The organism is Streptomyces neyagawaensis, from assembly GCF_023516595.1.
Classification (GTDB): Bacteria; Actinomycetota; Actinomycetes; order Streptomycetales; family Streptomycetaceae; genus Streptomyces; species Streptomyces neyagawaensis.
In genome coordinates this window covers 80972-93354 of sequence record NZ_JAMGBG010000119.1, presented here as the reverse complement: position 1 = coordinate 93354, position 12383 = coordinate 80972, and the positions used below count along the sequence as shown (strand labels likewise).

At 69.8% G+C, this 12383-nt stretch carries 13 protein-coding genes; 10 read left to right on the top strand and 3 right to left on the bottom strand.

From position 1 onward, the window contains the following. Positions 1 to 129 precede the first annotated feature (129 nt). The 3 genes from M8J73_RS35175 to M8J73_RS35165 all read right to left on the bottom strand — a co-directional run bounded on the left by M8J73_RS35175 (position 130) and on the right by M8J73_RS35165 (position 2186). Positions 130 to 618, bottom strand: coding sequence for a hypothetical protein (locus M8J73_RS35175; RefSeq protein WP_055539165.1), 489 nt, complete (start codon positions 616 to 618; stop codon positions 130 to 132). Next, positions 615 to 1226, bottom strand: a complete 612-nt coding sequence (locus M8J73_RS35170; protein WP_055539166.1) for a DUF4913 domain-containing protein — start codon at positions 1224 to 1226, stop codon at positions 615 to 617. Before M8J73_RS35170 ends, M8J73_RS35175 begins: the two co-directional genes overlap by 4 nt. Before the next feature lie 204 nt (positions 1227 to 1430). Then, positions 1431 to 2186 (bottom strand): DNA-methyltransferase, encoded by a 756-nt coding sequence (locus M8J73_RS35165; RefSeq protein ID WP_055539167.1) that lies wholly within the window; start codon positions 2184 to 2186, stop codon positions 1431 to 1433. Positions 2187 to 2560: 374 nt separating this feature from the next. Between M8J73_RS35165 and M8J73_RS35160 the strand changes: the two genes are divergently transcribed. From M8J73_RS35160 to M8J73_RS35115, 10 genes are all read left to right on the top strand, one after another. Then, positions 2561 to 3676: a C40 family peptidase gene (locus M8J73_RS35160; protein WP_055539168.1), complete on the top strand. Its 1116-nt coding sequence runs from the start codon at positions 2561 to 2563 to the stop codon at positions 3674 to 3676. 272 nt (positions 3677 to 3948) lie between these two features. Then, positions 3949 to 4257, top strand: coding sequence for a DUF6112 family protein (locus M8J73_RS35155; RefSeq protein ID WP_055539169.1), 309 nt, complete (start codon positions 3949 to 3951; stop codon positions 4255 to 4257). Beyond that, positions 4257 to 4940, top strand: coding sequence for a hypothetical protein (locus M8J73_RS35150; RefSeq protein WP_055539170.1), 684 nt, complete (start codon positions 4257 to 4259; stop codon positions 4938 to 4940). The genes M8J73_RS35155 and M8J73_RS35150 overlap by 1 nt, the downstream gene beginning before the upstream one ends. Before the next feature lie 37 nt (positions 4941 to 4977). Continuing rightward, complete coding sequence (locus tag M8J73_RS35145) at positions 4978 to 6330, top strand: SCO6881 family protein (RefSeq protein ID WP_249829510.1); 1353 nt, start codon at positions 4978 to 4980, stop codon at positions 6328 to 6330. A gap of 91 nt (positions 6331 to 6421) precedes the next feature. After that, positions 6422 to 7894 (top strand): SCO6880 family protein, encoded by a 1473-nt coding sequence (locus M8J73_RS35140; protein WP_055543007.1) that lies wholly within the window; start codon positions 6422 to 6424, stop codon positions 7892 to 7894. 67 nt (positions 7895 to 7961) lie between these two features. Then, a complete protein-coding gene (locus tag M8J73_RS35135; RefSeq protein WP_055543008.1) occupies positions 7962 to 8420 on the top strand; it encodes a DUF6238 family protein in 459 nt (152 codons plus the stop codon). A 28-nt stretch (positions 8421 to 8448) separates the two neighbouring features. After that, positions 8449 to 9963, top strand: coding sequence for a putative type IV secretion/conjugal transfer ATPase (locus M8J73_RS35130; RefSeq protein WP_055543009.1), 1515 nt, complete (start codon positions 8449 to 8451; stop codon positions 9961 to 9963). Positions 9964 to 10520: 557 nt separating this feature from the next. Next, positions 10521 to 10892, top strand: a complete 372-nt coding sequence (locus M8J73_RS35125; RefSeq protein WP_240501770.1) for a hypothetical protein — start codon at positions 10521 to 10523, stop codon at positions 10890 to 10892. Positions 10893 to 11300: 408 nt separating this feature from the next. Beyond that, positions 11301 to 11609 carry a hypothetical protein gene (locus M8J73_RS35120; protein ID WP_055543012.1) on the top strand — a complete coding sequence of 103 codons (309 nt, stop codon included), beginning with the start codon at positions 11301 to 11303 and terminating at the stop codon, positions 11607 to 11609. Positions 11610 to 11988: 379 nt separating this feature from the next. Beyond that, entirely contained in the window at positions 11989 to 12339 is a 351-nt protein-coding gene (locus M8J73_RS35115) for a hypothetical protein (protein ID WP_055543013.1), read from the top strand. Positions 12340 to 12383: the final 44 nt, after the last annotated feature.

Genomic DNA, 12383 nt, shown 5'->3' with positions numbered 1-12383 from the left:
CGTCGAGTTCCTCGTCGAGGTCCTGGCAGTCCCGGGCTATGTCCAGAATCATCAGGTGATGTGGGTTGGCGAGCGGGGGCTCGACGGCCAGCACCTCCGCGACGCGGTCGAATATGAAGGGCGGACGGGTCAACGGGCAGGGCCTTTCAGGGGCGTGGGTGCGGAGGGCGGAAGACCGGGCCTCACGTACGGCGGCGGGCTCGGCTTGGGAACCGGCGGCCGTTGGGTGTCCAGCTGCGGTGAGCGGGCGCGGGCGGCGTGCGACCGCGCGCTGGTCGGACGCCGGGCGATGCCAAGGCGGTTTCGGGCGGTCTCGTAGACATCGTTTTGGATGCGCGGGCGTACGGCGACGACGTGGATCTCGGTGCGGTGGTCCGCGCCGGGCGGAGCCGGGCGCTGAGCGTAGACGATGCGCCAGGCGTTGCGGTGATCGACGTAGAGCTTGCGGTATCCAGCGAGTTCCTCGGTCAGTTTGCCGCCGAACAGCTGCGCGTTGACGACCTTCTGGAGCTGGCCGAGGGCCAGGTCGCGGATGTCGCCGGGGGCCTGGAGCAGGTCGCTCAGCGCGCGCGGGTCGAAGGACAGGCCGAAGGCCGGCCGGGCGTCGGGGCCGCTCATGCGTCGGTCCGGCCCGGATCGTCGGCCGACTCCGGCCCTGCGCTGCGGGAACCTGTCGAGCGCCCGGAGGGTTGGGGGCCGGGCAGCAGCCGGTGGGCAGGCCGGTCCTGGTCGGTCATGCACGCCGACAGCGGCCCGCCCGGAGCGCGGACGGCGGTCATGGCGTGGGTGAGGAAGTCGCGGTGCCACACGAACAGACCCGCCATACCCGCATCGGGGTCCTTGTGTTGCTGGTAGGACAGCCACAGGGCATGGAGCCAGGCGACGACGTCCTCGTGTTCCTGCCACTGCTGGCACCACGGGGTGGCGGTGGTGACCTCCGCGCCGTAGATGGGCATCAGGAAGTCGTCCACCCAGTCGGAGAGCGAGTCGAGTTCGTCCTCGTACTCCTCGCCGTCCAGTTCCAGGATCGGACGCGGCTCTGACGGGGCGGACGGCACCGGCAGGCCGGCGAACCCCGGAAAGTCGAAGCCTCCGAACGCGCGTGGTCCGGGTTCAGTGGACAGGCTGTCGAGCTGCTTGGCCTGCTCCGCCGACTGCGCCAGCAGCCTGCGTACGCCGGCCTCGATGCTTTCCAGTTCCGCATCCGGCAACCGGACCGGTTCCATTTCCCCATCGTCCGGAGAATTTATGGACTCAGGCACGAAAGGGTCCTCCTTGAAACCACTTCCAATGGGTCGATATGACGGCTACAACCATCGCGATAATCCCCGGTTTCGCTAACCGGGAGTCCGGTGCTATAACGCGTACACGCAGCGCCGAGGAAGGAATCCGAGACTTTACTTCCGGCTGCGGCAGCGAGTCCGTACAGGTCAGGAGGACAGGACGAAATCGTCCTGGTTCAGGGTCCGTTGCAGAGTCTCGTTGAGCCGGTCGGCGGCGATCGTCGCGTAGTGTTCGGTCTTCTCGACGCCGATGAAGTCACGGCCTTCCAGAAGGGCGGCGACGCCCGTCGAGCCGGAGCCGGCACAGAAGTCGAGCACCGTGCCCTGTTCGGGGCAGATCTTGACGAGCTCGCGCATCACCTCGACCGGCTTCTGCGTGATGTGCTGCCGGTTCTTGCCCGACGGCTGCGACGCGCTGTAGAGGCCAGGCAGGTAGACCGGATTGCGAGCGGCATCGATGGCCCCCTTGGAGGCCCAGACGACGAACTCGCAGTTCTGTGTGAAGCGGCCCTTCTGGGGCCTGGCCTGCGGCTTGTGCCAGGCCAGCACTCCACGCCACAGCCATCCGGCAGCCTGGACCGCGTCCGTGGTGATCGGCAGCTGCCGCCAGTCGGTGAACAGCAGCGCCGTCCCACCGGGACGTGCCAGGCGGTGGGCTTCGGTCATGATCTGCGTCAGCCAGAATCCGTACGACCGCTGATCCATGTTCTCGCCGGTGAAGTCGGCGAGTCCGTGGCCGGCATCGGCGGAGGTGTACTTCTGCTTGGCGCTGCGGGACGTACGTTCCTTCGCGGTCCGGCCACCCGAGTTGTAGGGCGGGTCGGTGATGACGGAGTCGACGCAGTTGTCCGGCAGGTCGGCGAGAACGCTGAGTGCGTCTCCGTGATGCAGGGAAAAAGGCAAAGAGGTGCCCCAATTCGAGTCGGGTGAGATGCAGGGAGTGAACTCCGGCTCGCGGACGTACCCCAGGCAGGCCGAATGCGGGCAGGACGGCACCGCAGACCTACAAATGGAGGGGCGAGGGGAGGGACCAAAACTGTAAGGCACGATCCCCGGTTGAGACGCATCGCCCGTCTCCCCGTCCCGGAAAATCGGTCTCTGATCGCCCGCGATTTCGGCAACCGGGGATTCGCCCTTACTGTTGTGGAACTGCCCGGCGAACACCGCCGGTGGCCCCATCTCTTTTTTTCGAAGGAACCCCTTGTGACAGCTCTGCACTCTCCCCTGCCCGAAAACCGGTCCCCGGACCGCAACCATCGCTCCGGAGGCGCCGCCGCTTGAAGGGCATAGCCGCCGGCATCGGCGTCGTCGTCCTCTCCCCCTTTCTCCTCGCCGGCACAGCCATGCTGATGGCCTCCTCCAGCCAGGCCGCCCAGACCACTTACTCCCCCCTCGGTTGCGTGGACGACGTCGACAGCGACGCAGTCGTCGAGCAGGTCACCAAAATCCTCAACGGCGCGTCCGCCAAGGACGTGCACATCGAGGGCCTGTCCCTGCCCGAGGAACAGATTCCCCACGCCCAGACCATCGTGGCCACCGGGATCAGCCTCGACGTCCCGAAGAAGGGCCAGGTCATCGCGCTGGCCACTGCCATGCAGGAATCGCGGCTGCGCAACCTCAATTCGGGTGACCGGGACTCGCTGGGGTTGTTCCAGCAGCGTCCGAGCCAGGGCTGGGGCACTGCCGAGCAGATCCGCGATCCCGTCTACGCGAGCGAACGGTTCTACAAGGCGCTGCTCGCCGTGGAGGGTTGGCAGCAGCTGACCGTCACCCAGGCCGCGCAAGCAGTTCAACGATCGGCCTACCCTGACGCCTACGCCCAGTGGGAGCCCCTCGCGACCGCCCTCCAAAAGGCAATCGCCGCCACCTTCCCCGACGCTGACCAGAACGCGACGGAGACGGAGACCGCCTCCAGTACCACGTCTTGTACGGCCACCGAAGACGGCCCCGGTTACGGCACCATCCCGGAGGGCGCCGTGCCGAAGGGCTACTCGATCCCCAAGGACGCCGACCCGAAGGTCCGCAAGGCGATCGCGTGGGCGATGGCGCAGCTCGGCACGATGTACCAGTGGGGCGGTACGTGCACGGCGCCGCACGGCCCGGATCCGATGGGCCGCTGCGACTGCAGCTCGCTGACCCAGCAGGCGTACGCGCACATCGGCATCACGCTGACCCGCACCACGTACACCCAGATCAACGAGGGCAAGGCCGTGTCTCCCAAGGCACTCAAGCCCGGTGACCTGATCTTCTCCCGCGGCAGCGCCGCCCGCCCCGAACACGTCGGCATGTACATCGGCTCGGGCCTCGCGATCGAAGCCCCCCGCACCGGAAAGCCCGTTCGGATCAACCCGCTGGCGGACTGGGTCATCCTCGCCGCCCGCCGCGTCATCTAACCCGGCGCTGTCCGGGTCGGGCTCCCCCAGGAGCGGAAGACGCCCGGAACCGCCCCGCAGTTCAACACGGGAACGGACGCGAACCCGCACGACGTCGCTGGTGCGCCCCAGTCTCGGCACGAACGCTGCTGTGCCCTCGCGGGCCCTTCGTGCGCGCCGACTGGCCCGTCGGGTCCCGCGCGGCTGTCCGCCCGCAACTCCTCAGCCACCACATCCCCTCCCTTCTTCTTTGATTCCCGCGCGTCGGCTCGGCGCGCGCAAGGAGCCTTCCTTTGCACCTGCTCGACACCGTGCACTACCTGGCCTACGACCCCGGCATCACGCCCTCGGGCGGTGGCCTGCCCGGCCTCGCCGTGCTGAAGAACGTCGTCAACAGCATCAACATGTTCGCGATCGTCGCCGTAGTCGGAGCGCTCGCCGTCTCACTCGGTGTGTGGGCCTGGGGCCATCACACCGGCGGCCACCAGGCCGAGGCCAACGGCAAGAAGGGCGCCGTCGTTTCGGCCGGAGCCGCCCTCGGCCTCGGCGCCGCCAACGGCGTCGTCGCCTTCTTCTCGGCGCTGGGATCCCAGGTCCACTGATGCCGAACCGATTCCCTTCCCTGTCCGGCTACGGCGTGGGCTGGTCGACCCGGCGGCGCATCACGGTCATCGTGATCTGTCTCGCCGTCCTGCTCGCCCTCGCCGCCGCCGTCGCCCTGCTCACGGGCGGCACAGGAAACAGCAACAGCCGGTCGGGCGCTCCCTCCGGAACGGGCACTACTGCCTCCGCGTCCGCCCGCCCGACGGCGTCAGCCGGTGCCGGAACGGTGGCCAGGCCCCCGTCGTCGGCCGACCCCGTGGCCTTCGCCGAGGCCGCCGCGGCGATGCTGTGGTCGTACGATACCCGCAGCACCAGCCGCGCTCAGCAGCTCGCGGCGATGAAGGCGTGGCTGACGGCGGAGTCCAAGTACGCCGACTGGACGTCGATCGCCGCCCAGGTGCCGGATCCAGTGCTGTGGTCGCGGATGGCCGATCAGGACCAGTACGCCACCGCCACCGTGGATGAGGCGCATTACCCATCCGCGTTCAAGCAGGCTCTGGCGGACGATCCGTCGGCGATCACCGAGGCGTACATCTACGCCGTCACAGTCACCGGCAAGCAGCAGATCACCTGGACGAAGGGTGGCGCCGGCGCCGAGGGCCGCTCCATCACCCTTGCCGTGCAGTGCCGCCCGAACACCGACTGCTCCCTGGTCTCCCTCGCCCCCCGCGTCGTGCCCTGACCGCCCCAAGCACCTGAGAAAGGAGGGCTGACTCCCTGTGGGTTTCTGCGACCTCCCCCTGACCGACACCCTGTGTGCCGTCGGCGAAGCGGTCGACTTCGCCTCCGACCCGGGCGCGGCGATCGGCAACTGGATGGCCAAGAGCGCGGGCGAACTCGCCGCCGCCGCAGCCGACCTGGCTGCCGAGGCGGTCGACACCACGACCAAGGTCGACCTGAACGCCGCCTGGTTCCGCGACAACTACAAGATGATCCTGCCCATCGGGCTGATCGTCCTCGTCGCCACGTTCTGCGCCCAGCTCGTACGTGCCGCGATCCGCCGCGACGGCCATGCGCTCACCCAGGCATTCACCGGCACCGCCACCGGCGTGCTGTTCGCCTTCACCGCGATCGCCTTCACCACCGTCGCCATCGAAGTGGTCGACGCCTTGTCCGCCGGGCTGTTCAAAACGGCGAACCTGTCCATCGATTCCGCCGTACGCCGCCTGATCAAGGTCGCCCTGATCCCGGGCCTGTCCGCCATGGGCTGGCTCGTTGCCGTCTTCGCCGGGATCGGCGCCGCCCTGGGCGCCTTCCTCTACTGGTGCGTGATGATGGTCCGCAAGGTCGGCATCCTCGTCATGGTCACCCTCGCCGTCTTCGCCGGGGCTGGCGGCGGCTGGGAGGTCGCCCGGCGCTGGCGCAAGGGCTGGATCGAAGCCACCGCGACCCTCGTCGTCTCCAAGCTCCTGATGACCGTGATCTTCGTCCTCGGCATCTCGGCGATGGGCAAGACCGAGGCCAAGGACGGCGTCGCCGCCCTCGCCGACGTCATGGCCGGCATCGTCATCATGGCGCTCGTCCTGCTGTGCCCGTACGCGACGTTCAAGTTCGTGCACTGGGCCGCTTCCGAGGGCTCCGACGGCGAGACACTGCACCGCTCTGGCGGAGCGGGCGCGCAGCTCGCCCGCCAGCATGCCGAACGCGCCGGGCGTAAGGCCGCCGCTGCGGTCGCGACCGCCGGAACCGGCGGTGCCGCAGCTGGAGCGAGCGCCGCTCCCCAGGGCCCGGACGCGGGCGGCTTCCCCGGCGACATCGCCACCAACTCCACGTCGGACACCGGCAAGGACGGTGGCGGTTCGAACGCCCCGTCGTCCGGAGACGACGGGATCAAGGGCGGTGTGGAGAAGGCAGTTCAGCCTCCTCCGACCAGTCCGCGGGACGACACCAGCGGCCATCTCGGGGGCAGCCCCGGACCTCAGTCCGGTGGGGGATCGTCTGGCGGCAACGGCTTCATGTCCTCACCCCCGGCCGCCGCCCCCGCCCCTGCGCCGCAGGGCACCCCGCCGGCCCCGGGCTCCACGACTACGGCTGGAACCGGTACTCCGCCGCCCCCGCCCACCGGCTTGTAACTCCGCCCCGTGCTGGGACGGCGCCCCCACACTCCTACCACAGGGACGCCGTCCCAGCTCCCGCCCCGCGCCTTCTCGGAAACCGGCTCCTTTGTCTGAACTCTCCGTCTCCCCTATCACGGTCAAATTCCCGCACCGCTCACGGCGCGGCATCCTCCTCGGACTCTCCCTGCCGCAACTCATCATCATGTCCAGCGCCTTGGCGCTCCTCCTGGTGACGGTGATAACCACGGGGCTGCTCGGGGCAATCGCCCTTGCCCCACTCTGGGCGATCGTCACCGCCCTGGTCGCCGTCCGCCGCAACGGCCGCTCTCTGATCGACTGGGCGCCGATCGTCGCCCGCTACGCCCTCCGGCGCCGTACCGGCCAGACTCTGTGGCTGGCCCGACCCGTTTCCCGACCTCGGCAGGAGGGCGTGCTCCATCTACCGGGCAGTGCCGCCTCATTGACGGTCGTCACCCCTGGTGACTCCGCGAACAAGGCCGCCGCCGTCCACGATCCTCACCACCAACGGCTCACCGCCGTCGCCCGTGTCAGCAGCCGCGCGTTCGCACTGCTCGACCCCGCCGCCCAGAATTCGAACGTAGCGGGCTGGGGCCGGGCCCTGGCCGGCATTGCCCGCACTGGGCACGTCGCCACCGTGCAGGTCCTGGAACGCACCGTTCCCGACTCCGGCGACACTCTGGCCCGGCACTGGGCACAGCACGGTCGCCCCGAGGCCCCGGTCGCCGGGCGGATCTACTCCGAGCTGGTCTCCTCCGCCGGCCCGGCCGCCGCGCCGCACGAGGCCTACCTGGCCATCAGCCTGGACCTCAAGGCAGCCAAACGGCTCATCAACCAGGCCGGCGGCGGACTGCCCGGCGCGTTCACCGTGTTGGAGCAGACCACCTCCGCCATCGCCCTCGCCGCCCGCAACGCCGGGCTGATGGTGACCGGCTGGCTCAACGCGCGAGAGATCGCCGCGGTCATCCGTACTGCCTACGACCCAACCGCACTGTCCGCCCTCCAGCAGTGGTCCCCCTCCGGGCGGGCCGAGGCTGACCCTGCGGCGGCCGGGCCCGTCATCCAGGTCGAGGAGTACGACCGCCTCGGCACCGACAGCGCCCGCCACGCCACCTACTGGATCGAGAACTGGCCCCGCACGAAGACCAACGCCGGCTTCCTGCACGGGCTTATGTTCACCGCCGGCGTTCGCCGCAGCCTCTCCCTTATATACGTGCCCCAGGGGCTGGAGTCGGCGCTGCGCGATGTCCAGCGCAGGAAGGCCGCGATCATCGCCGACGCCAACGAACGTGCCCGCCGCGGACAGGTCGACTCCGAGGCCGATTCCATCGAGTACGCCGACGTCAAGCAACGCGAGCGGCAGCTGATCGCCGGGCACGCCGACGTCGCGCTGACCGGGCTGCTGACCGTGTCCGCCGCGACCGACGCTGCGCTGGATGCGGCGTGCGCGACGATCGAGACCGCCGCCGTCACAGCCCAGGTCGACCTGCGACGGCTCTACTATCAGCAGCCCGATGCCTTCACCCTCGGCGCTCTGCCTTTGGCTCGCGCCGTCCTGTGAACACCCTCACTCAGCCATCCAGCCTGCCCGGCGCTGACTTCGCCGCCCCGCGGCAACAAGGATCCCGTTGAACGCACCCCACCCCACTGACGCGTACCCCTACCTCCGCGCCGCCACCGCCGGCCTGCGCCACCACACCCGCGCCCACACCGCTGGTGGCGGAACGGCCGACCGCCTGCACCTGGACACGCTGCACGCCCACCTCACCGCCGCCCACCATCTGCTCGAACAGCTCATGGACACCACTCGGCCCCCGTATCCGGCTGCCGGGCGTCATCTGGCCGCCGCGCACCTGCGGCTGTGGCAGGCCACCGCTGCCGTTCACGAGGCCTTCCACACTCTGCCCAGCGGCGAGAAAGACCGCGTCAGCACAGAGGAGTGCCAGCCCGAACGGCTCCCGGACGGCCCGCTGGTGCTGACCATCTGCCAGCGGCACCTGGCCGCCTCCCACGCAATTCGCCGCAAGACCACCCCCACCGACCTCTCCACCCCGCTGCACGGCCACAGCAGCAGCTGTGCCCAGTAGTCCCGCGCCGAATCGAGCACGCCCTGCCATGACCCACCGGCCCGCCCGACGCGCACGCCGCGCCTCGGCCTCTCCCCTGTTCACCCCCCACGGCGCCGATCGGGCCAGCCGCAAGGCCGCACGCCGTCAGCTCGCCGAAGCGGAAGCCAAGGCCCGCGCCGAAGCCGTCGCCCACCCCGACGGCACCGCGCAGGTCGAGCCCGAGATGCCACCGCCCCTGTATCCGCCCCACGGCCGTCCCGGGCCCGGCTCCGCCCGCGGCGGCCGGCTGAAGCTCCCCCAGCACCGCATGACCACCGCGGTCGCCGCGGGCGCCTACCCCTTCCTCGCCGAAGGCGGCCTGGGCGCCGACGGCGTCTACATCGGTCGCGACGTCCACGCCGAAGCCTCCTTCACCTTCGACCCGTTCACGCTGTACGGCCGCGTCGAGGGCTTCACCAACCCCAACGTGTTGCTCGCCGGTGTCATCGGCCAGGGCAAGAGCGCCCTCGCCAAGAGCTTCGCGCTGCGGTCGATCGCCCACGGCTACCGCGTGTACGTGCCTTGCGATCCCAAGGGCGAGTGGACACCGGTGGCCAGCGCCCTGGGCGGCACGTCCATCGCCCTCGGCCCTGGCCTGCCGGGACGGCTCAACCCTCTGGACGCCGCCCCGCGCCCGTACAGCGTGTCGGAAGCCGATTGGGCGGGCGAGATCCGCAAGCGCCGCCTGCTCCTGCTCGGGTCCCTCGCCCGCACCGTCCTCGGCCGCGATCTGCTGCCCATGGAGCACACCGCTCTCGATGTCGCCCTCGACGCGGTCGTCACCCAGGCAACGGCCTTCCCCCGCACCCCGCTGCTGGGCGACATCGCCGCCGCGCTCAACCATCCCGACCAGCTCGACGCCGCCGCCGGTCTCATGTCCGGCCGCCTCGGCGAAGCGGCCCGCGATCTCGCCCACGCCATGCGCCGCCTCGTCCACGGTGACCTCGCCGGCATGTTCGACGCCCCCTCCACCGTCGCCTTCGACCCCACCAGCCCCATGCTGACCATCGACCTGTCGCGGCTCGGCGGCTCTGGCGACGACACCGCCCTCGTTCTCGCCATGACCTGCGCAAGCGCCTGGATGGAATCAGCCCTCATGGACCCCAACGGCGGCAGACGCTGGATCGTCTACGACGAAGCCTGGCGCCTCATGCGCCACCCCGGACTCCTCCAACGCATGCAGTCCCAGTGGAAACTCTCCCGCGGCCTGGGGATCGCCAACCTCATGGTCATCCACAGATTGAGTGACCTGCTCACCGCGGGCGACGCCGGATCCAAGGGCCGCGCCTTGGCAGAGGGCCTCCTCGCCGACTGCTCGACCCGCATCGTCTACCGCCAGGAGACCGACCAACTCCACGCAGCCGCAGCCCTCCTGGGTCTCACCACGGTCGAATCCGAGGCCATCGCCCACCTCAACCGCGGACGAGGTCTGTGGAAGGTCGCCGGGCGGAGCTTCATCGTCCAGCACCTCCTCCACCCCCACGAACTGTCCCTGTTCGACACTGACGCCCGCATGCACTGAAAAAGCGCCGAGTTCACGAAAACTGAAGCGCCTTTGCTGCTTCTCCGGCTCCGCTTCGTCCTGTGCTCCGCCACCTCCCACCCCCCTGCCTGACAACCCGCTGCCCGTACTGGACCTGGCTCCCTACCTGACGGCACTGGCCGCAGCCCAGACGCCCGCCGAGTTGAGCTTCGTCACCAACGCTCAGCTGGACGCCGTCGAGCCCTTCCTCGACACGGTCGTCGACTACCTGGCCGCCGCCGCACAATGGCGTCGGGTGTGAACCTCCGTCCCGCCGCTTCCGCCGCCGCAGTGCCGCCGCCGTCACCGTCGCCCACGAAGGCAACACCGACACGGAGCCGCTGACCTCGAAGGGGCCGGCCCTCCCGTCACCCGCGCCGGAACTGGAACCGCCCTTGTCTTCTGATCTTGACCAGCGAATGTTGCTGCATTCTGTGGCCGACCGGCTCAACACTGTGGCCGACCACCTACCGCTCCCCGACCAAATCCGCCCTGGTCCCGGGCTGAGCGAGATCCTGGACGACGAAGTTCGCCGTCTGGCACGCCTACTGGCTCACTTGGCCGGGGAACACGCCTTCCGCCACCGGGCCGCCACTCGCTATCCCGCCCAGATCACGGCCACCCAACGTCGCACCACCCTCGCACTCGCCCGGGCCGCCGAGCCCACCGGTGCGGCGCTCGCCGCCCTTGGCGCCGCCATCCAGCACCTCGGACTGCTGACCTATCTCACCCAGCGGTCCCGCAGCCCCACCCGAGCCAGGGCGATCACCGCCGCGCACCAGGGGCTTGAGGACCGGCTCGGGGCAACCCGTTCGCACCTTGCCTATGCCGCGAAGCAACTGCGTGCCGTCGCCGACACCCAGTCGACACCAGCCGCGGCAGCACCCTCCCCTTCAGCGGCCTCTGCCACAGCGCCCCATACTCCCTGACCCACCATTCCAAGGAGCACCTCATCGCCCTGCCCGCCTTCGCCCGCCGCACCGCCTCCTGCTCACCCTCGAACCCGTACTACTGACCGCGCTCGCATGTGGAACCTCCGGCAGCACCGCCATCGACAGCACCACCGAGGGCACCCGCACCGCCTCCTCCACGCCGAGCGCCATGACGCCGCCGCCGAGGAAGGAACTCGCCCAGATCGCCCACCGCTCCGAGACCATGACGAGAATCGCTCCGAGCAACGTCTCACCCGATCAGGCCGAGCGCCAGCTCCACCGCAGCGTGGGGCGCTTGAAGAGCCTCGGTTTCGTCGTTGCCGTCCGCCCCGTCGCCGACCCAGCGCGTACCGACGAGCGGTCTGTTCCTGCGCCTCCGACCGGCCGGTCCCCGGGCAGGCACCGATGAGTTCTGCCGACGACACCTTCACCGAAGCCCGCCGGACCTACTGGAAGCGTCACATCACCCAAACGGCCATGAACCTGGTCCCGCGGACCACCGGTGTGGCGCAGGCGGCCTTCTCGCCCGTGCTGGAGCAGCTCGTCATTGTGTACAACCTCGCCTCCGGCCTCGTCGCCGGCCTACGCCTCTCCGCCGACAGTCCTCTCGCCCGCGGGACCACGCCCGACGACCCCACGCCGGTGACCAGCAAAAGGATCTATCTCTGTTCCACCACTTCCACTTCCGGGCCGCTCCCGACCACGGGTACATAGCCACCGCCGATCCGAGCTTCCCACCCCATCTGGCCGAATGGCTCCTCGTCCGCGAGCAGTTCGAGCCTGTCCCCTTCTCCCCCGGCCTGTTCAGGCTCGCCGAGCCAGAACGCGACGGGCTGCGCCGCGTCGGCCAAGCCGTCCACGACCTACGCAGCCTCGGCTACGAAGTGCGAGACGACAGCGCACACAACGCCGTCCCTACCCGGGCGCCTGCCGGGCCAACGACCTGCAACGACTGGGCGGAACGGCGCTCCCGCATCGCGCGGACCGCAGCCGTGCGCCCCTCCGGCATCACGGCCCTGGCCACCACCGCACCGACACCACCGACTGCGGCCGCCGCCGAGGCGAACTCGGGGCGAGGACGGGGAAGGTAGGCATGAGCGAGCCGATCCGCATCATCCGTGGCGACGGTGGCGAGGTCGAAGTCGAGGGCACATGCGACGCGTTCGCCGCGCGGATCCTGACCCGCGCCGGCTTCCTGACGTTCCCCACTTTGCGCGGGCGGTGGATCCGGCTGCCCTTCGACCTGGGCCGGGCTTGGGAGAACGAGCACGCCAGCTGGGCAGCCGACATGCTCACTGCCGCCCGCTACGCCGTCGATCTCGACCCGGACCTACGCACTGCCCCGCTCGCCGCAGCCACGCCACCGTCGGACCCGAGCCGTACGAAGGCCGCGATGACCGCCCAGCCGCCCCGGCCCTCCGGCGCACGACGCCAGCCCCGCTGACCTGACCACGGCCTATACGGCTCTGACGTTTATCCCCGCGCGAC